Below are 19,605 nucleotides of genomic sequence, written 5' to 3'. Positions count from 1 at the left end.
TCTCTACAAATCATTCAGTTTGAACGTTTTCACATATTTCCTAATAATCGGTTGTAAAGTAAAAAATGGTTCGCTAGTCTTTTTCTTATCACCCCCAGTCTTCTCAATCAGAGAACGTCCCCGCAAGGAGTCCAATACCTCTAATAATTCCGAAAACGAGATAGAATTATTTTTTTGCAACGTCCTCAGAGACAGCGGCTTGTCTTGACTCGCTAAACTCTGTATAATTTCTTTCTCTAAATCCGATAACTTCTCAAACTGTCGGTCGAGGTTTTCCCGAAAGATATCATCAACTAAAATCGTTTGCAGGTTAGTGAATTCCACCACATCCCCATTAAAATACTCTTTAATCGTCGCAGCGACTAACTTTAAAGCTAAAGGATTCCCTTGATAATCCCGAATCAAACTCTCCCATTTTTCCTCACCCGTTAACCCGTTTTCGGCTAAGATTTGGCGGGCGGCGTCGTCGGGTAAGGGGTTAAGTTGTAAGGAATGAACCGAGGGACGAGTTGTTTCTAAGCGCCGGATATCTCTCAGGGTTTCTTGAGAACAAAGTAATACACAACCTTGATGGGACGTTTCACCAACTTGTCTCAGGAGTAACCCATAATCCTCATAGTCAGGACTATAGCGTCCAAATCTATCACCGCTTCGCACAATTGTCTCCACATCATCCAGGATCAATAGACAACGGTGCTGACTTAAATAATCTCGCAACAGAGAGAGTCTCTCATTCAAGTCTGTAGGTAAATCCGATTCTTCCTGATTTCCCAAACTTGTAAGCCAATCCGCTAAAAGACTGTCCAGGGGTAGCGGATTTCTAAGCGATCGCCAGATAATAAACTCAAACTCCTCCTCTATCTCCTGCGCCAGGTTCACCGCCAACGTGGTTTTACCAATTCCACCCATTCCCAGGATGGCGACTAAGCGCGAGTTATCCTTGACAATCCATTGCTTTAGCCTCTCCAGTTCCTCTTTACGCCCATACATCACCGAGACATCCGGCGCTTCTCCCCAATCTCGACGCCGAGCGGACTGAGTTTGATGAGTTTGATAAGCACGGATGAGGCGTTGTTTCAATTCCACTAACTTACCCGGACCCGTTCCCGTAATCTCAAACTTGCGATAAACTTCACCCAATCGCTTCCGCAAGGCGATAGGAGTGATCCCCAGGAATTGAGCAATCTCATCCTGAGTTGACTGACCTGTCAGGACTAACGACAACGCCTCCAGTTCAGTGTCAGACACACCGCGTTCGTCGGTCAAGGTTTTCAGGAATTCAGGGGGAATCGGGGAAGTCAATGTCTTCGTTTCTCACGTCAGTCTGTACTTCTCATTATAGACTGTGAGACGGACAGTTTGCTCCGTTCGTCGTTCGTTCGTCGTTCGTAGTTGAGGAACCTTAGCCTTATCCACCTATAGCAGTATCCTCTCGCGTAGTTACAGTACAAATGTTCTAAAGCACTCCTGATAAAGCCTCCATTTCTAATGTGTAAATACGCCAGCGCGTAGCGCTATATCAAGGGAAGCATCTCTAGTCTTAGTCCATTTTAATGGACTTTAGCTATAAGCCCGGAGTTTGAACTCCGGGTTCCTCCAGGTTCCGGGCGGGTATCTGACTTTATATAAGGTGAGAATTAATTCAGAATTTTATCTGCCACAATTGGGTCTTTGGATCATTTTTTGTCCCTAAACACTACCAAAAACCCAAATGTGAGGCTTGGTTAACCCCATCACAGAGGCTAACGCCGAACATTTGATCCACCAGAAGAACGCAACGATGGAGCCGCAGCCGCACCATAATTCACTCGGCAACCAATATTAAAGATACTGACACCACATTCTAGGGGAACTACGTCACCGTTCCGCATGGCACTACAGCTCACATAACCATCATTGTTGGTATCTTTCATCATGCACTCAATGGGTTCTGCACCAGCACGATCAGACCAAGAATTCATCCCCATCCCAGCAACAATGTGATGCCAGAAGAAAACCAGCAGGAAGAAACCCAGAAAAATTGAAACAACGGCTGTCGTGATTAACCCGGCTTTAAATTTCCAACTTTGCAGAAAATTGCCCGACTGAGTTGGAGCTGCGTCTGGCGTAGACGTAGATTCATTAATTGGTTTATCTTGAGTTTCGGTCATTTTTTTCCTCAGATCTTAAAGTTTAATCGAATCTGACCACTTTATATTCAACGTTGACCACTCTGAAAATTATAGTAAATTAGTAGGTAGTCGTCTCTAGAGGCACTGGGGCTGGACTCGTTGGCGAAGCCTGTTCCGAAGGAACGTATCGCACTCCCTTCATTACCATCTGCACACCCCCTTCTGGGGAAACCGTGAAGCCACGACGTTTGGGTTTTACGGGTTTGGTATCTCTTAGTGCTAACTGATAGCGCGACAAAATAGTCGCCAGAACCAGTTTCATTTCCATCTGCGCCAATGCCAAACCCACACAGCGACGACTGCTACCCCCAAAGGGTAAATACTCGTAAGGAGAAAACTGGCGTTCTAGGAAACGTTCTGGCTGAAACTGTTCCGGTTCGGCATAGATATCTTGCCGATGATGAGTCAGGTAAATGGCAGGAAACAATGTTGTGTTGGCGTCATAGTCATGACCCATAATTTGCATCGGTGCTTTGGTAATGCGGGGGAAGGTAATGAAAACAACCGGGTAAATCCGCAGGGTTTCTTGGCAAACGGCAGTGAGATAGGGTAATTTTGCGATCGCCATTGGTTCTGGGTGAGTCCCTAAGCCATCCAATTCTTGTATCAGTTTTTGATAGACCTCAGGATGTTTGTGAATCCAATAAAACGCCCAGGCTAACGCCGTCGCCGTCGTTTCGTGACCAGCAAACAGAAGCGTCAGCAACTCATCTTTCAACTCCGCATCGGTCATCGGCTGACCCTGTTCATCACGCGCCGACATCATTAAACTAAGGACATCATCTCCTTCTAGGTGTGACTGTTCTCGACGTTCATCAATCTCCGCTTGCAAAAGTTGATAAATTTGCTGCCTGCGCCGGACAAAGCGCCCCCAGGGACTCCACGCGCCCCAATCTTGTTGCAGAAATTGGAAAAATAGCAGACTGGAACTCAGGGGAGAGTCGGTCATATTTAACAGGGTTGCCAAAAGGGGCTTGAGGCGTTGGTAACGCGCCCCCTCCCGCAGACCAAACACGGCTTGCATAATCACTTGCAGGGTAATGTCCTGCATTTGCTCCCGCATACAGAGTGGCTTGTCAACTTGCCACTGACTAGCAACCTGTTCGGTAATGTCGCCAATTAATTGAGCGTAAGTCTGCATCCGTTCCCCATGAAAGGGCGGCATAATCAAACGTCGTTGCTGTCTGTGACGGTCGCCATCAAGCAACGATAGGGAATTTTCTCCCACTAAGGATTCAAGAATCTTGTTCCCCCGACCTGAGTCAAACTGTTTGGGATCGGTGGTAAAAATTTCCCGAATTGCTTGGGGATGGCTGAGGAAAACGAAAGGCTCAAAGTTTCTCAGATTTACGGTAAAGGTGTCCCCGTAGCGCTTGGCACAACTATCCAAGAATTCCAGAGGGTCAATAATCCACTGGATCAGTTGCACAATGGCAGGGCTTGTCGGACCTTCAGGCAGTTTCATGGCAGGGTGTTTGAGTTCATGTTTCTTAGAGTAGCGAATTATCGCCTATTGACATAATCCTGATTGTATGAAATAGATTCAACTCCTTCCGTGAATCCCGTCTGATGACCTGGAATTATCGCTGCATAACCCAGAATTGATTAACTTTAACAACATTCAAGTTGCAAAACGTTGTAAAATTTTCATAAAGTTAATCTACCGATACAATTATTTAAGGTACTCAGCATGACTGCAACAACCCCAAAAACTACGTCACCCGTTCCAGCCTTTTGCGAAGGCATCCAATATTTTGGGCAAGCCTTACCGGGTTTGGAGACGTATGGTGGAAAATCTGCCATTGCTGAGGACAAGGTTGCGATCGCCTCTCCCTCTGACCCAGCGGCTGTCTTCCAAACTCTCCTCGCGGCTGATGCCCTGCGTTACCTCACCCTGCAAGTCACGGCATCGAAAGCATCCGGTCATCCGGGCGGATTTGCCAGCGTCGCCGAAGGTATCGCCGCCTTAGTCATGCTGGGCTATAAAAATATTATTACCGAAGTGGGACACCATGCCCCCGGCTTTTACAGCACCATGTTCTTAGACCGTTCCTTAGAGGACATGGGGATTACCACCGTGCAACAGATGCGGGAACGGTTCCGGGAAATGCATGGACTCCTAGGACACCTTTCCGGTCAAATTCCTGGACTGCTTAACCCCGCAGGACCCTTGGGACAAGGGCAGCATTTCGCCATGGCGGGGGCGTTACTGCACCGGGATACCCTTTTCCCCGTGACAATTGGCGACGGGGGGATTGGTGAACCTTACGTGATGAGTAGTTTCGGTCACTTCCACACCGCCTATCCCGATGTCACTAACTTCCTACCCATCTTAGTTTGGAATGGATACTCTCAGGAACACCACAGTATGGTATCCACCAAACCCAATGAAGAGATGATTGAATATTGGGAAGGTAATGGATTTAAAGAAATTATCCTAGTCAATGCCAAAGACTTTGACGACGCCAACCAACCCGGTGAATATGTGGATAGCACCGCCTTTTCCTGGGAAAAACGCTTGGAATTTACCAAAGCTGTCTTAGAAGCGACAGACAAAGCCGCTAAATCTGCCCTGGGCGGTAAGCTTACCGTACTAATTATCAAACAGCTTAAAGGTTCCGGTGTCCATGCGCGAGGGGCTAAAGCCCACAACCTCTACGGCTACCATACCTTAGACAATGAAGAGATTGTCCAAGCCTTAAAACAGCGTGCCTTACCTCCAGCCGCGTGGCAACTGGTACGCAGCAACTTTGAACGGGCGGCTGGGGGTCCGGCGTCCCATCAGGTAGTGACGGAGAAGGAGTTATCCCTACCGGATTTAGGCACATTACCCTTAAACGAATTTGAAATTAAGAGTGATAAGCAAGTGGCGACGACGGCGATGGGGGCGTTAGTTGCCCATGTCGGGAAACAAGACCCTAACTTTATCATTTCTAACGCCGATGGCAATGCCGCCTCTGGGATTAATAATGTTAACGTGGCGCTGAAGATTCTCCATCCTACCGTTGATGACCTCTATTATCAGGGACCCAAGGGTCAGGTATACGAACCCTTAAGTGAAGATGCTTGTGCAGGGTTAGCCGCGAGTTTAGCTTTGTTTGGTTCCCGTACTCTGTGGTGTTCCTATGAATCCTTCGCGGTGAATGGGTTACCAATATGGCAAACCGTTACCCAAGCCATGGCAGAATTGCGCCGTCCAACACCTGCGACAATTACCTTATTTACCGCTGGCGCATTGGAACAAGGGCGTAATGGTTGGACTCACCAGCGTCCAGAGATTGAAAATTACTTTGCTGCGATGATGCGGAATGGTAATGTGTTCCCCTTGTTTCCCTGTGATGCCAATAGTATCCAGGTGTGTTACGACTGGGCGTTAACGATGAAAAATAAGGGGATTACGATTACGGCGAGTAAGTCACCTTTACCGGTATTAACCACATTTGAACAAACCCGTCAAGCCTTAAAAGATGGGGGTGTGGTACTCCATGAAACCGAAGGGAGTCAGAAAGTCGTATTTGCCGTGATTGGCGATATGCCACTGATTCCCGTCTTAGATGCAGCCGTTCACCTGGAAAATCAAGGAATTGGGGTGCGAGTTGTTTCTGTAATTAGTCCCCGACGTTTGTATCGTCCCCATGATGTGGCGTGGGAAACTTGTAAGGAACCCGATAGCCACTTTTTAGATGATCAAAGATTTGAGGAGTTCTTTGGTGGCGATGCGTTAATTGGTGTAACCGGAGGTGCCAGTGCCATGCTGGAACCATTGATGTTACGGAGTACCGTTAAGCGCGATATTTTTTCCTGGAAGCGTGGAGAAACGGCATCAAGTGCGGGTCAAGTTATGGCGTTTAATGGGTTAACGGCTGAGAATTTGACGAAGCGGGCGACTGAGTTGGTTGGATAAGATTGATTTGCATTAGGGCTTGCTGAATCAGGATTGTAGAGACGCGCCATGGCGCGTCTCTACACAGTGGGGTGGGGTTGACGGTCGTGATATTTCTGACGCCGTTACCTGTTTGCAAAATTTGAAATCAAGTTCTAGCTTTGCGATTAGTATAGTCACACAAATGGAATTAATTGTCGGCTGTGCTAACAAGGCAGAGTTGCAAACACTATATCGTATCCGTAAAGCAATCGAATTATATTAGTAAGCTAATGTTAGAAAGCTTAGTTGATAGGTTGGACTCTTGAAACGTAGGCTCTCGCCTTCTCGTACTCGCCTAGGAGAACCCGAAGAGTAGAGTAACCCAATGCAAGCGGGTTAGACTGTTGGGTTTCGACTTCGCTCAACCCAACCTACTTGAACTTACCCAAAAGAACAATGACGGTTCATATTGTGTAGATGTAATATTAAATGAGTTGGAGAAAGGCTATAGATATGACTTTGGCATCAAATGGAAAAGCCGCAATCATCCGTACAGAACGGGGACTGACTATAGTAGGTACACGCATCACCCTCTATGATGTGATGGATTTTTTGAAGGCTCAGTATCCCCCTAAGTTAATCCGTGATAAATTTAATCTTACGGATGAGCAAATTAATGCCGCATTGTCTTATCTTGAAGCTAATCGCACTCAAGTAGAAGCTGAATATCAACACGTTCTGCAAACCAGGGAAGAAATTCGCCACTATTGGGAAGAGCGCAACCGCGAACACTTTGCCCGAATTGCCACAATGCCCCATAAACCTGGTCAAGAAGCTTTATGGGCAAAGCTAGAGGAGCAAAAAGCCAAACGCGCCTCAAAATTGCCATGAATTTTCTGGTAGACTACAATCTTGATGGATATGCCCTGGTTTTTCTGGGAATCTTAACCAAAGGGGCTTGGCTAGAGTTTCTGTCTATCCAGTTTGTAACATTTACAGAAGCTGGATTGTCAATGGATAGTAGCGATCGCCTTGTCTGGAGTTATGCTCAAGCCAACCATAAGATGATTCTCACAGCGAACCGGAATATGAAGGGTGATGATTCATTGGAGCAAGTCATACGCGAGGAAAACAGATCGAATTCATTTCCTGTCGTTACCATTGGTAGTCTTGAGCGCCTTGACGAATTTGACTATCGAGAGCGATGTGTTGAACGCCTCATCGAGATTGTACTGGACATTGAAAACTATATGGGGGTTGGTCGCTTATTCATTCCATAGTGCCAGATAAAGGAGCGAATTCATGAAAGCACAATACCCTATGTTTTCCCAAGTTGCCCTGGCTCAAGACTTACCAGAATACAACCTAAAACGGGGAGATATTGCCACAATTGTAGAATATTACCATAAGGCTGAAAGTGAAGAAGATGGATACAGTTTGGAAGGGTTTGATCTGCCTCAAGTGACAATCGAGGTTGCCGCCTCGCAAATTATCCCCGTTGTTCAATAGCAGTGAGAATCAGCAATTTTACGCAAGTTGCGTCAGCTATCAGAATTGATACCAAATCCAGGTTAGCCACCCCCTTTATAATCTAGTCCGCGCAGGCGGACTTTGTTTGTGTAGCTGCGACTTCCAGTCGCCATGGCTAATTCTAAACATATTTTTCAATACAATCGTATTAGTGTACTCCTGGTACGCTCTGTGTTAAGGTCTGATATAGTTGAGGCGAGAATGGCGTTTATTAATGGGATACGACAGTCGTAATTTCCCGGTTAATCTCATGTTAAGTTGAAGGTTGAGACTTGGGCAAAAACAATGACTAGGAGAAACCCTATGCAAATCACAATAAACATCCCCAAAGACCTAGAACAAAAGCTGATTCAACAAGCTACCCAACTCAATATTCCCATTGAAAGCTTTATCCTCCAATCCTTGCGTCAACTGACTCAAACAACCCAAAGCAAAGTTGCCTGTTGGTCAGATACTATCCTTAGCTATAAAGGTGATCCTGACTTTCCAGTATTTGAATCTTACCGTGATCAACTTCTACCACCCCGCGAACCGGAGTTATTCTAATGCGCTACCTGCTTGATACCTGCGTCATTAGCGACTTCATCAAAGGGGAACCCGCTACCCAAGCCCGACTCAAGCAAACGTCACCAACTGACATTGCGGTTTCCGTGATCACGGTTATGGAATTGCGCTATGGGTTACAACTCAACCATCAACGCGCCCAGAAAATTGAACCCGTTATTACCAGTTTTCTCAGTTCCATTACCCTGCTTCCTTTTGGCATTTCAGAAGCAGAACAAGTGGCTCATATTCGTGCCATTCTCAGATCTCAAGGACAGCCAATTGGCGCTTACGACGTGCTAATTGCTGCTACTGCTCTTCAGTACAACCTTGTCATGATCACTGCCAACCAACGGGAATTTGATCGAGTTCCTGGTTTACAAACTGAAAACTGGCGACAGTTATAGAAGAGCATTATTTGAAGAGCAAGCTTTTGGATATCACTCACAATGTCCCGTCAACTCGGTCAAGCAGCTTTATGGGCAAAGCTAGAGGAGCAAAAAGCCAAACGCGCCTCAAAATTGCCATGAATTTTCTGGTTGACTACAATCTTGATGGATATGCCCTAGTTTTTCTGGTAATCTTAACCAAAGGGGGTTGGCTGGAATTTATGTCTATCCAGTTTGTAACATTTACAGAAGCTGGATTGTCAATGGATAGTAGTGAATTATTCCGGTTGTTCAGTAGCAGTGGGAATCAACAATTTTACGCAAGTTGCGTCAGCTATCAGAATTGATACCAAATCCGGGTTAGCCACCCCCTTTATAATCTAGTCCGCGCAGGCGGACTTTGTTTGTGTAGCTGCGACTTCTAGTCGCCAAGGCAAAAAGGGGTTTACTTGCGTTGACATGCAGCCTTTCAACTGAGCGCTCTTATGGGATTAGCCACTAAAAGATATAGTATAGTTTTAACAAGGTATCAGCATGACACAGGAAGAGTTGTTGAATGAGTTTTTATCCCTACCTGCTGAAGCACAGCGCCAACTTCTAAACTTCATCGCTTTTTTACGACAAAAATACAGGATAACTGAACCTGCATCTCAAGCCAGAGATGTTGATTGGATAAATGATCCATTCATTGGGATATGGCGAGAGCGTCAAGATTTAGCTAATAGTACGGCTTGGGTGCGTGGTGTTCGAGAAAACGAGAGGCTAAAATCCCGTAGCTAATCCAACTATTGTAGATATATAATCAATGTTAGAAAGGTTAGAACTCCATAATTTTAAAAGCCATCAATCTACACAACTTAGCTTTGATCGTTCCCGTTTATATGCTATCGTCGGACAAAACAGTGCTGGGAAAACATCAGTCCTGCAAGCGTTGCATTATCTTAGTCGATTGGCTGGCTCAGAATTTAAAAATATCTTCCAGCAGGAAAGATCACCTCAATTTATTACAACAACAGGCAAAAACAATATGTCGGTTACTGCCAGCGGTTTTTGGGGATATGACAAGCGGCAAGATTGGCAAGCATCCTATAGCTGGACACAAGAAAAGCCGGATTATTGGCATCCAAAGGCGTCGTGGAAAGTAGATGGCAAACTCGATAACTGTGAGGGATGGCAAAGCTCACTAAAAGATGCGGAATATCCCATTCCTCAGTCTCTCAGACATACAGTTTATCTTAAGCTAGTAGCCAGTAATCTTGCCAAAGCAGCGTACAGTGACGAAATTACACCACGAGTTGAGTATGATGGTTCAGGACTAGCACCGACTCTGGACTTTCTGCGTAATGAGAATCCAGATAATTTTCAAGCTTTAGAAGAAAGGTTAAGGCAAATCGTACCCGGTATACGCAAGATAGGCGTCAAGCGAGCAAAGGTTGTCGTCAATCGCCAGCGTTCCCTCGAAGTCAATGGTAAATTTATTCCTTATGAAGAAACTCAGGAACTTACCGGACAAGAAGTTGTACTCGATATGAATAGTGGTGAGCGTATACCAGCCCATTCCGTTAGCGAAGGAACAATACTTACCCTAGGATTGCTGGCTGTGCTGATGAATCCTAATCAACCTAATTTGGTTTTACTCGATGATATTGAACAGGGACTTCATCCCAAAGCCCAACGAGAGTTGATGACTGTTTTTAAGGAAATTATTCAAGACAACCCGAATTTGCAAATTATCTTTTCAACTCACTCTCCCTATATTATTGATGAACTGGTTCCTATTCAAGTACATGTTTTAAATAATACTGATTCCGGCTTCACTATCTCCAAGCGGTTAGATGAGCATCCTGATGTGGAATGGGCAAAACAAACGTTAACAACGGGTGAGTTTTGGGATGCTGAGGGGGAAGATTGGGTTGTTGCAGGAGAAGGAAGTGACTGAGTTTATTGTTATTGTGGAAAGTGGTGCAGATGCACGAACGGCTACCACATTAGCTGAGCGTGTTTTGGTCGAGAAAGTAGATTGGTTAGATGAGGATAATCTTCAGTATTTTTTCCAGTGGAGTGGATTACAAAATGGAACACAACATTCCTGCTGGAGTGACATTGGTAAAATTATTGACGAGGCAAAAGAACAACTGAGATTTAAACCGCCACGATTTTTGGGTCATGATAGAAAGGGTGAACCGTTAAAAGCTGATGGGGCAATATCTGTAAAAGTCCTGAATTTGGTTCGTTTCCTGCAAAAAACACGACAGATTAAGGCAATTCTCTTTATCCGTGATGTAGATAATCAACCAGAACGCCGCCAGGGGCTTGAACAAGCACGCTTAGAACAGGTTAATCGACAACCTTTATTAGAAATTATTATTGGTACAGCGAATCCCAAACGTGAGGCATGGGTTTTAAATGGATTTGTTCCCTTGAATCAACAAGAAAAACAAATTTTAGCAGAAATAAAAACTAAATTAACCTTTGATCCTTGTACGGAATCACACAGATTACGCTCTACTTCACGGAAAGAACCTGATCGAATGAGAAATGCGAAAGTTATAGTTGAACAACTAACAGACGGAGATATGAGACGCGAACAGCAGTGTTGGGAAGATACAGACTTAGAACTTCTGCGCGAAAGAGGTATTCATACAGGTTTGGTAGACTATATCGGTGAAGTTGAGCAACGATTACCCGCTCTAATTCAATAGATACTGAAACTTGTCTCGATTGGCTTAATTATTACTAAGCATTTGTGTACTCCTCCGAAAAGTTTAAATTCACTATGACTATACAACTTACAGAACAACAAAACCCAGTTAACGACCAGTATTTTATCCTACCCGGACGTTATAATTGGCAGCAATTCAAAGCAATTCAAGCCGTGATGCAAGAGGTTCCTGGATTAAAGTTAACTTATCTTGATGGGTGTGTGGAGTTCATGACGACAGGTGAAGACCATGAAATGATTAAAAAATTTCTCGCGATTCTCATAGAAGCCTATTTATTTGAAACGGGTATTCGATTTATTCCGATTGGGAATGCCACTCGTGAAGCTGAAATGAAAGGGGCTTCCTTTGCTCCCGATGAGTCTTACTATATTGGCACAAAGAAAGACCATCCTGATCTGGCAATTGAAGTGGCTCTCACCAGTGGCGGAACGGATAAACTCAAAAAGTACAAGCGGTTTCAAATTCCTGAAGTTTGGTTTTGGCAAAAGAATAAGATTTTCATCTACCGTTTTCGGCAAAATGACTATGAGCAAGTTGAGCGCAGTGAGTTTTTACCTAAATTAGATTTAGAGTTGCTGGTGCGCTGTGTGTTAATGTCTGATATAGTTGAGGCGAGAATGGCGTTTATTAATGGGATACGACAGAACAAAAGCTGATCCAACAAGGCGATTGAAATCGCTGCTACACAAACAAAGTCCGCCTGCGCGGACTGGGTTATAAGGGGGGTAGCTAACTCGGATTTATTATGACATTACGGTTTCTGTGATCACGGTTATGAAATTGCGCTATGGCTTACAACTCAACTCTCAACGCGCCCATAAAATTGAACCCGTTTTAACGGGTTTTAGCTTTTAGCCCTAACTTTAGTTAAGGGCTTAAGTTAACTGCTCTAGCGATACGATTATGGCGCTAAAGCGCAACTACAAACATTAAATGCCATGGCTTTTGCCAATCACCCAATGACGACGGAAAAAACGAGCTAGCGCTGATTCTTCTAGGGGTAAGTAAATCGGACGCCCATGGGGACAGGTGCGGGGATGGCGGGTCATTTTCCATTGATTTAATAATGTCTGCATCTGGTCTAAGGTTAAGGGTGTGCCATTGCGAATTGCACTGCGACAAGCTGTGGCAACTTGTGCGTTTTGTAAGTCTCCACCTAAACTGAGTTCTAATAGGGCATCAGCACAATCATCTCGCTGGTGCAGTAGGGCGGGTGCGTTGCGAACAGCCCACATTTGATCGCCAAAGGGTTCTATTTCTAAGCCAATCCGTTGCAGTTGTTCGAGTTGAACGGGGGTTAAATGGTTGAGAATTACGGGCGGTTCTAGGGGAACCAGTTGCCAGCGATCGCACAGTTGTTCGTACAAGACTCGTTCATGGGCAATGTGTTGCTCAATTAACCACATTCCTGTATCATGTTCTGCCAGAATATACATGTTACGTACTTGGGCAACGGCTTTTAATTCAACTAAGCCAATATCCGAAGTATTACGCTCCTGTTTTGGTGACTCATCCAAGTGATAAACGCCCTTTTTTGCCGAGGCTGTCAGTAATTTGCCGACGCGATGGGATTGAGAGGCGGTGTCGAAATTTTCCGCCCCAATCCGCAAGGCTTGTTCAATGGCTTGGCTAATCTGTTCTTGCCAATAGGAAAGGGAATGCAGATAAATTTCGGCTTTGGCGGGATGACGATTCCAATCAATTTGACTGGGGCAAATTTGTAGGTGAATAAAACAAATTGGATAGCGATCGCGTGGTAAGGTTTTCGCCATGGCGGTGAGAATCGTTTGTTCCAATTCTGGCGATCGCACTAACCGTCCATTTGTCGCTACTTTAACCCAATCCGGGCGGCGACGGTGACAGCGATCAGGCAATCCTAACACTAAATGTAGAGACGCGCCATGGCGCGTCTTTGGGGTTGAGTTGTAAGTAAACTCCCTTATCTCCCCTGCACTCCCCTCCTCTGGTGTAGGAACATCTACGGTTAATTGCTGCAAGTCATGCACCCGAACCTGTTTGAGAAGTTGTGGGATGATCTGTTGAGTCGTTTTACCCGGACTAATTGTAAACCAGGAGCGATCGCTTTGCTGAACTTGCCAAGTCACCGATGGATGGCAAAGGGCTATATTCTGTATCGTGGCTTGGATTATGCGTTGTTGTTGACTCCTCGACGGTAATCCCTGACGACGCAGACGCCACTTGCCAAATAGATTCGAGACAGTCACCACGGTACCTGGCGCGATCGCAACCGCTTCTGTGTCTTCTGCTTCTCCCTCGGTATTATACCTACAGCGCCATCCATTCAATGTACCTGTCAGTCGGCTGCATATCTCCAATTCGGCTAACGCTGCAATACTATGCAAGGCTTCACCGCGAAATCCCAAACTGGTAATCTTGTATAAATCATCGCGACTTTGAATTTTGCTGGTACTGTGGGCTGATGCAGCTTGTTGTAAATCTGTCAAGTCCATACCCGTGCCATTATCTGCCACGCGCACGCGCCACAAATCAAACCATACAGCCACAGCGATGCGCGTCGCCCCCGCATCCAAAGCATTTTCCACCAATTCTCGTACCACGGCGGCTAAGGAATCAATCACCTCGCCAGCCGCAATTAAGTTAACAACCTCCATTGGTAGGGTTTGAATAGAACCAGTCATAGTTTTGAAGTAGGGGCGGGGTTAGCACTGTTGCGTTTCGCTGTTGATGATAACGTTTTCTCAAAACCAGCCCTGTAAACACTGATTTCACGGATTTATTGAAACGGTGGTGGAGAGGGTGTCACAGGTTAGTTACACTGATTTCACGGATTTAGGGTAGCGGTGGAAACACTGATTTCACAGATTTATTGAAACGGTAGTGGTGGGGTGTCAGAGGTTAGTCACACTGATTTCACAGATTTACGGTAGCGGTGGGGCTGTGATACCAAATCCGGGTTAGCCACCCCCTTTATAATCTAGTCCGCGCAGGCGGACTTTGTTTGTGTAGCTGCGACTTTTAGTCGCCAAGGCAAAAAGGGGGTTTCTTGTCTGTGTTAATCTGTGTCATTTAATCGTGAGACTTCTGGAGAGTGTTATTCAATCTGTGTAATCTGTGTTTCGGAGAAGCTCTAATTTATTTTTTTCTCCCCCTGCTTCCCCTGCTCCCCTTGCTTCCCCTGCTCCCCTTGCTTCCCCTGCTTCCCCTGCTCCCCTTGCTCCCCCTGCTCCCCCTGCTCCCCCATCTCCTAGGGGTAACATGACTGTAAACGTTGTACCCACACCCACTTCACTGTGAACCGCCAATTTACCCCCGTGTAAATCAACCGATTTTTTGACAATGGATAAACCTAAACCTGTTCCCTGAATATTACCCACATTTTTAGCCCGATGGAAGGACTCAAAAAGTCGCTTTTGATCCTCTGGAGGAATGCCAATCCCTTGGTCTTTAATTTCAAACAGAACCTCCTGTTCTCGACAGTGACAGTTAAACTGCACGGTAGAACCTGGCGGTGAATACTTTACCGCATTTGTCAGCAAATTAGTCAAAATATGCCGCAGGAGTTTTTCATCCATGCAAGCCTTGCTCGCCATACCTGAATTAATCCAACTGATTTCATGCTGCTTACCGATACCTAGTTCAATGTCTTCGACTAAATCCCGGCACAACTGGTTTAAATTTAAGGGTTGAGGATTAAACTCCAATTTGCCGGATTCCGCTTTGTTGACAATCAACACATCATCTAATAGGGTTGTCATGCGGTTCACTGAGTCTTTAATTCGATTAAAGTGTTTGAACTTTTTCTCCTCCGCCCAGTTATGACTATACTGTTCCAGTAATTCGGTCGAGGAATAAACCGCCGTTAACGGAACCCGGAATTCATGACTTGTCATGGAAATAAAGCGAGATTTTAGTTCCGTAAGTTCTTTTTCTCGCTCTAGCGCCTGAAGCATTTCCGCTTCCAAAAGTTTACGCTGGGTCAAATCTCGACCGACATAGACGAAATTGAGTGAACCTTCTAGATCAGTTATCAAAGCCGAACAAGAAAACGCTACAGCGACGGTTTCACTCTGTTTAGTCAGGCAATTTAATTCGATGTCCTGAAATGTCGAACTATCCGGTGATAAATGACTTAAGTTATTTAAAAAGTCTTGATTTTTAATAATTTTGGTAATCGGTTGTCCGACTAATTCGTCTATCTTGTATCCAAATAGACTTTGTGCGGCACGGTTTGCCGTTTTGATGTCTCCTGAAGCTGTAGTGACTAATAGGGCATCAGCCATTGAACTGATAATTTTATCAATATAATTTTTAGAATGAGTTAGCGCACTTAATAATAGATTAGTTTCATTTGATTTTTGAATTAATTTTTGCTGTAACATCATCCATTCGGTAACATCCTTAAAGAAAAGGATTAAATAATTTTCATTCTCATCTTGATGGTGACAAATATGTAAATCAAAATAAAAAGGAGAATCAGTCGCTTTAGCTGTGTGATGCTGATCAGCTCGAACAATCCCTGCTAACTGAAAACTCATCTGCCGTCCTGCTAAAATGTCCATCATTACCCCTTCCATACCGACTAATTCCGGAAAGGCTAAGCGGACATCTTCGCCTAATTTTAAATCTTGAGGAGATTCCGCAAAATTAGGAACACCGTCAGACAAGTCTTGAACGAGTAACTCGGGATCAAGGGTGAGATACTCGTAGTCGGGTGCTAATACTTTTAAGCGGGACGGCATACAAATTCTAAGCCCTTAATATCTTATCAGCAAGTTGTCCAAAAATTTCATCGACATAAGCACCTGTTTTCGCTGAGGTTTGATAAAGTCCGGCTTCGGGATTTAAGTCTTTATCCTGAACGATTTGAACCAGTTGGTTCAGTTTTTCCGGTTCGACTAAATCCGATTTATTTAAGGCAATGGCAATTTTGCCTTTGGGATTAACCGATAGAAACAGGTTAACGTGTTCATCTAATCGCTCAACGGTTTCCAGGCGGCTGACATCAGCCACGACGATGACACCACTCGCCCCCTGTAAGTAACTGGGAGCGATGGATTTAAATTTAGTATGTCCCTCCAAGTCCCAGATGAGCAACTGTAAATTTACGGATTCTAGGGTTTTCCGGGAGATCTTCACACCGACGGTGGACAGATACTGATCGCTAAACTGGCGTTCGACGAAGCGGCGAATTAAGCTGGTTTTGCCTACGCCAAAGTCACCGACGAGACAAATTTTTTTGGATATTTTAGCCATTGGTCATTGGTCATTTGTCATTGGTCATTGGTCATTTGTCATTGGTCATTGGTCATTTGTCATTGGTCATTGGTCATTTGTCATTGGTCATTGGTCATTGGTCATTGGTCATTGGTCATTTGTCATTGGTCATTGGTCATTGGTCATTGGTCATTTGTCATTTGTCATTGGTCATTGGTCATTGGTCATTGGTCATTGGTCATTGGTTCGGGGTAATCCTTTTTACTGTTCCCTGTTCCCTTGTCCTCATGTTTAACTTTAATTATGTCCGACTACTTATGCTGTTAACGGGCGATCGCCTCAAATTCGACGAATCGGCTGTACTTATGGGGTTCATCCGCATACACGCCTGTGGGGGGTTTGGTGGTTCCGGACACTTCTAAGCGTCTCGCATCAATCCCTTGACGCACTAGGGCTTCCGCGACGGTTTTTGCCCGTTCCAGGGCTAATTCCTGATTTTCTAAGGGTGTACCACTGGGATCACTATGACCAATGACTCGCAGGGATTGGTTGGGGTAATCGTTGAGGAATGCAGTCAAGGCGTCCATTTTGGCTTGTTCTGAGGCTTTTAAGTCAGCGGAATTGAGATCGAAGTAGATGCGAGAGGCTAAGGCTAGAGGTTGTAGTTGCACGGTGTTGGTTACAGAGTCTACTCCCGGAATTTCCTCCAACGCCTCGGTGATTTTCTGGGCATCTTTGACCTGAATGACACTGCCTTCTACGGTAACTTGACCGTCCTGAAAATTCGTCCAAATTGCCAAACGTTCGGTTTGATTGAGGATCGCGGTGACACGCTCAACCTCGGCGGCGACTTCGACGGGATCGGGTGGAACCTTGATGGCAATGATATCATTATCTATCTCACCATTGGGTAGAGTCGTTTGGGCAATTTGTCCCGCTTTTTCGACGAGATATTGATTCGGTAATTTGCCAGATAGGGTAATCGTATCACCTTGGGCTTCCACGTTTAAGCGATAGACGGCAAGTTCGGGATCAGATGCCAAAGCAACAGCAGTTTTTTCCTCAAACTGCTGATTAACACCACTACGATGCAGATGAATACCCCAAGGAATAAAAATCAAACCCAATACAGCAGCACAAACGCTTAACAAGGCGACAGGAACTTTACGCGGCGGCTTTTCGGATTTGGGATTAACGATGGTTAATGATTCCAGAAGGGAGGGGATTTGATCCGGTACATTATCCGGATCACCATCAAAGGATTCGATCGCCTTCCCATGGCGAAGAACGATCGTACTTAAAGCCTCGCGCATTTTGTCGATAAATGACTTCGGCGGATCGCCTTGTGTCACCACAGCCAGATAACAGTACCCAGCGACTTCCAGGAGAATGTCACAATGTCCATATTCGATGCGATCGAGTTCGGAGATTTCACCGGATTGCATAATACAATCATTCACAAAACTGCGAATGGCGGTTAGCATCCCCGCCACCATATCTGATTCCAAGTGTTGTTTGCCAAAGGGTTGAACTTCAGCAATCACTAATCCTGAGGCTTTGTGAATCAGAAAAATTGCTTGGATGCTAAATGGCATCGACTCTTTAAATATGAGTTCTGCCTCAGAGATTCCCTGACTTTTCGCCCGAATTTTGCGAGCAATTCCCTCCGGACTTAAGGAGTTTTCTAATTTTTGATCAATCGCCCGCATTGCTTCGGACAAATATTTATAGAACGTCCCCCCCATAACTGGATAAAGGGCGTCTACCATGGCATCCCGTTCAATATCAATTTGTTCTTTAATCGCCGCACTCATTTCTGGGGCAATGGCTCGGGCAAATTCACCGGGATTACTGAGAATTTGATAGTTAACGGCGGAGGGGATAATCGGCGCTAAGGCGGAACAGATGCCCTCTTTATCTTCTTTGGTTTTCGCCTCGATCATCTCATCCACAATGGGCGCGATCGCACTTGCCATTTCTTCTCTAGCTTCAGCAATTTTCATGCTTAAAATTTGAGTAATTAATGGCAGCATTAATTTAATTAAATTACTCGGATCATAAATTTGATTTTCTAAAGAGGAAAATTTTTCTTTGAGTAGTTCAATCCCTTCTTGCGAATCGAGGATATCGGGAGTTAGGAGTAATTTTTGCAATCGTTCAAATTCATCCTCAATATTTGCATCATACGAAGTGAGGGATTCCTGGTTCTGGTTTTCAGGTATATGTTGAAGCTGAGACGAGGAGGCGGCTGACTGTTCAAATTCCTCAGTTTTTGGCTGATCAGATTCGCTTAACTGGGATGAGTATAGTCCATTTTCGGCTGACTCTAATGAGGATTGATTCAACTCTCCTAGTGCTGTTAAAAGTTGATCAGAAATTAAATGATCGCTGGAGTCGGTAGATTTTTGAGACACGTTTTCAGGTGAGGTTGGGTTGATCTGAGATTGATTCAATGAGTTCAAGTTTTCAGAGGAGGATAGTTCAGGCGTCGAATGGTCAAATAATGATTCAGTTTCCCCATTGGATAAATTTGTTACTGCTGTTTTAGTCTCCTTTGCAGCGAAATGATCTGTAGGATTTTGCTCGGATTTCTCTAGATTAGTCTTACTTTTCACGGAATCTGAAACATCTCTCTCCCAAGCTTGCTCCTGCTCTTGAGAAGGTGTTGAATTCTGGGAGGTTGATTTATCCTCCAGACTACTCGAATCGGCTATAATTCCATCTTCCTCTGCTTCCTCTGCTTCCTCTGCTTCCTCTGCTTCCTCTGCTTCCTCTACTTCCCCTGCTTCCTCTACTTCCCCTACTTCCCCTACTTCCCCTGCTTCCTCTGCTTCCTCTGCTTCCTCTACTTCCCCTGCTTCCCCTGCTTCCTCTGCTGCTTTATCTTTTTCTACTCCCTGTTGTTGTAACTGATCGGTATGGGGTTCCTCCTGAGTTTCCCCTTTCTCCTTGGCGGAAGACATTCCTGTTGTGGTGGCTTCAGTCGAGTTAGGATCTTGTAAATCCATCAATAAATCCAGCAAATCCTCTAGCTGGGATATGGCAGATCCCTTTTTTCCTGGTAAAGCCATAATTTGATCCTGCCTTGTTCTATATCGGCACCGAGTTTGTAAATGCCAAATTGAGTCAAAGTTGGCATTTGACCCAATTCTAATCCTATTCATCTAGGACATCCACTACATTGCTAG

19 protein-coding genes are annotated in these 19,605 nt (G+C 45.0%); 12 read left to right on the top strand and 7 right to left on the bottom strand.

Annotated elements, in window-relative coordinates:
• Positions 1-3: 3 nt before the first annotated feature.
• The 3 genes from RID53_RS12185 to RID53_RS12175 form a co-directional block, all read right to left on the bottom strand.
• Positions 4-1,302 (bottom strand): NB-ARC domain-containing protein, encoded by a 1,299-nt coding sequence (locus RID53_RS12185; RefSeq protein ID WP_446388359.1) that lies wholly within the window; start codon positions 1,300-1,302, stop codon positions 4-6.
• Positions 1,303-1,742: 440 nt separating this feature from the next.
• The gene (locus RID53_RS12180) at positions 1,743-2,150 is read right to left on the bottom strand and encodes a hypothetical protein (RefSeq protein WP_446388358.1); all 408 of its coding nucleotides are present in this window, start codon (positions 2,148-2,150) and stop codon (positions 1,743-1,745) included.
• A 79-nt stretch (positions 2,151-2,229) separates the two neighbouring features.
• A complete protein-coding gene (locus tag RID53_RS12175; RefSeq protein WP_446388357.1) occupies positions 2,230-3,636 on the bottom strand; it encodes a cytochrome P450 in 1,407 nt (468 codons plus the stop codon).
• 225 nt (positions 3,637-3,861) lie between these two features.
• On the opposite strand from RID53_RS12175, the gene RID53_RS12170 reads away from it, so the two are divergent.
• From RID53_RS12170 to RID53_RS12120, 11 genes are all read left to right on the top strand, one after another.
• Positions 3,862-6,075: a phosphoketolase gene (locus tag RID53_RS12170; protein WP_446388356.1), complete on the top strand. Its 2,214-nt coding sequence runs from the start codon at positions 3,862-3,864 to the stop codon at positions 6,073-6,075.
• A 474-nt stretch (positions 6,076-6,549) separates the two neighbouring features.
• Positions 6,550-6,927 carry a DUF433 domain-containing protein gene (locus RID53_RS12165; protein WP_446388355.1) on the top strand — a complete coding sequence of 126 codons (378 nt, stop codon included), beginning with the start codon at positions 6,550-6,552 and terminating at the stop codon, positions 6,925-6,927.
• Positions 6,924-7,316, top strand: coding sequence for an ACP S-malonyltransferase (locus tag RID53_RS12160; protein ID WP_446388366.1), 393 nt, complete (start codon positions 6,924-6,926; stop codon positions 7,314-7,316). Before RID53_RS12165 ends, RID53_RS12160 begins: the two co-directional genes overlap by 4 nt.
• Before the next feature lie 22 nt (positions 7,317-7,338).
• On the top strand, positions 7,339-7,545 hold the full coding sequence (locus RID53_RS12155) for a DUF4926 domain-containing protein (protein ID WP_446388354.1): 207 nt from the start codon (positions 7,339-7,341) through the stop codon (positions 7,543-7,545).
• A gap of 324 nt (positions 7,546-7,869) precedes the next feature.
• On the top strand, positions 7,870-8,112 hold the full coding sequence (locus RID53_RS12150) for a hypothetical protein (protein ID WP_446388353.1): 243 nt from the start codon (positions 7,870-7,872) through the stop codon (positions 8,110-8,112).
• Positions 8,112-8,516: a PIN domain-containing protein gene (locus tag RID53_RS12145; RefSeq protein ID WP_446388352.1), complete on the top strand. Its 405-nt coding sequence runs from the start codon at positions 8,112-8,114 to the stop codon at positions 8,514-8,516. Before RID53_RS12150 ends, RID53_RS12145 begins: the two co-directional genes overlap by 1 nt.
• 26 nt (positions 8,517-8,542) lie before the next feature.
• Positions 8,543-8,845, top strand: coding sequence for a hypothetical protein (locus tag RID53_RS12140; protein ID WP_446388351.1), 303 nt, complete (start codon positions 8,543-8,545; stop codon positions 8,843-8,845).
• Positions 8,846-9,032: 187 nt separating this feature from the next.
• Positions 9,033-9,278, top strand: a complete 246-nt coding sequence (locus RID53_RS12135) for a hypothetical protein (protein ID WP_446388350.1) — start codon at positions 9,033-9,035, stop codon at positions 9,276-9,278.
• Positions 9,279-9,303: 25 nt separating this feature from the next.
• The gene (locus tag RID53_RS12130; protein WP_446388349.1) at positions 9,304-10,437 is read left to right on the top strand and encodes an AAA family ATPase; all 1,134 of its coding nucleotides are present in this window, start codon (positions 9,304-9,306) and stop codon (positions 10,435-10,437) included.
• A complete protein-coding gene (locus RID53_RS12125; RefSeq protein ID WP_446388348.1) occupies positions 10,430-11,200 on the top strand; it encodes a hypothetical protein in 771 nt (256 codons plus the stop codon). Before RID53_RS12130 ends, RID53_RS12125 begins: the two co-directional genes overlap by 8 nt.
• Positions 11,201-11,274: 74 nt before the next feature.
• A complete protein-coding gene (locus RID53_RS12120; protein WP_446388347.1) occupies positions 11,275-11,877 on the top strand; it encodes a Uma2 family endonuclease in 603 nt (200 codons plus the stop codon).
• A gap of 273 nt (positions 11,878-12,150) precedes the next feature.
• Here RID53_RS12120 and mutL read toward each other — a convergent pair whose 3' ends face one another.
• From mutL to RID53_RS12105, 3 genes are all read right to left on the bottom strand, one after another.
• Complete coding sequence (mutL, locus tag RID53_RS12115) at positions 12,151-13,881, bottom strand: DNA mismatch repair endonuclease MutL (protein WP_446388346.1); 1,731 nt, start codon at positions 13,879-13,881, stop codon at positions 12,151-12,153.
• A 417-nt stretch (positions 13,882-14,298) separates the two neighbouring features.
• A complete protein-coding gene (locus tag RID53_RS12110) occupies positions 14,299-15,942 on the bottom strand; it encodes a PAS domain-containing sensor histidine kinase (protein WP_446388345.1) in 1,644 nt (547 codons plus the stop codon).
• 7 nt (positions 15,943-15,949) lie between these two features.
• Positions 15,950-16,456 carry a Rab family GTPase gene (locus RID53_RS12105; RefSeq protein ID WP_446388344.1) on the bottom strand — a complete coding sequence of 169 codons (507 nt, stop codon included), beginning with the start codon at positions 16,454-16,456 and terminating at the stop codon, positions 15,950-15,952.
• On the opposite strand from RID53_RS12105, the gene RID53_RS12100 reads away from it, so the two are divergent.
• A complete protein-coding gene (locus RID53_RS12100) occupies positions 16,440-16,712 on the top strand; it encodes a hypothetical protein (RefSeq protein WP_446388343.1) in 273 nt (90 codons plus the stop codon). The genes RID53_RS12105 and RID53_RS12100 overlap by 17 nt on opposite strands.
• Positions 16,713-16,740: 28 nt before the next feature.
• Here RID53_RS12100 and RID53_RS12095 read toward each other — a convergent pair whose 3' ends face one another.
• Positions 16,741-19,488, bottom strand: a complete 2,748-nt coding sequence (locus tag RID53_RS12095; protein ID WP_446388342.1) for an OmpA family protein — start codon at positions 19,486-19,488, stop codon at positions 16,741-16,743.
• Positions 19,489-19,605 lie beyond the last annotated feature (117 nt).

The sequence above is a fragment of the Coleofasciculus sp. B1-GNL1-01 genome, assembly GCF_040220235.1.
Taxonomy (GTDB): domain Bacteria; phylum Cyanobacteriota; class Cyanobacteriia; order Cyanobacteriales; family Coleofasciculaceae; genus Coleofasciculus.
The sequence above is the reverse complement of the archived record's forward strand: the minus strand, read 5'-3'. Positions and strand labels throughout refer to the sequence as shown.

Bases quoted from the DNA above. Each gene is read 5' to 3' on its own strand.
- RID53_RS12180 (WP_446388358.1), bottom strand. From the start codon at position 2,150: ATGACCGAAACTCAAGATAAACCAATTAATGAATCTACGTCTACGCCA.
- RID53_RS12175 (WP_446388357.1), bottom strand. From the start codon at position 3,636: ATGAAACTGCCTGAAGGTCCGACAAGCCCTGCCATTGTGCAACTGATC.
- RID53_RS12170 (WP_446388356.1), top strand. From the start codon at position 3,862: ATGACTGCAACAACCCCAAAAACTACGTCACCCGTTCCAGCCTTTTGC.
- RID53_RS12165 (WP_446388355.1), top strand. From the start codon at position 6,550: ATGACTTTGGCATCAAATGGAAAAGCCGCAATCATCCGTACAGAACGG.
- RID53_RS12160 (WP_446388366.1), top strand. From the start codon at position 6,924: ATGAATTTTCTGGTAGACTACAATCTTGATGGATATGCCCTGGTTTTT.
- RID53_RS12155 (WP_446388354.1), top strand. From the start codon at position 7,339: ATGAAAGCACAATACCCTATGTTTTCCCAAGTTGCCCTGGCTCAAGAC.
- RID53_RS12150 (WP_446388353.1), top strand. From the start codon at position 7,870: ATGCAAATCACAATAAACATCCCCAAAGACCTAGAACAAAAGCTGATT.
- RID53_RS12145 (WP_446388352.1), top strand. From the start codon at position 8,112: ATGCGCTACCTGCTTGATACCTGCGTCATTAGCGACTTCATCAAAGGG.
- RID53_RS12135 (WP_446388350.1), top strand. From the start codon at position 9,033: ATGACACAGGAAGAGTTGTTGAATGAGTTTTTATCCCTACCTGCTGAA.
- RID53_RS12130 (WP_446388349.1), top strand. From the start codon at position 9,304: ATGTTAGAAAGGTTAGAACTCCATAATTTTAAAAGCCATCAATCTACA.
- RID53_RS12120 (WP_446388347.1), top strand. From the start codon at position 11,275: ATGACTATACAACTTACAGAACAACAAAACCCAGTTAACGACCAGTAT.
- mutL (WP_446388346.1), bottom strand. From the start codon at position 13,881: ATGACTGGTTCTATTCAAACCCTACCAATGGAGGTTGTTAACTTAATT.
- RID53_RS12110 (WP_446388345.1), bottom strand. From the start codon at position 15,942: ATGCCGTCCCGCTTAAAAGTATTAGCACCCGACTACGAGTATCTCACC.
- RID53_RS12105 (WP_446388344.1), bottom strand. From the start codon at position 16,456: ATGGCTAAAATATCCAAAAAAATTTGTCTCGTCGGTGACTTTGGCGTA.
- RID53_RS12095 (WP_446388342.1), bottom strand. From the start codon at position 19,488: ATGGCTTTACCAGGAAAAAAGGGATCTGCCATATCCCAGCTAGAGGAT.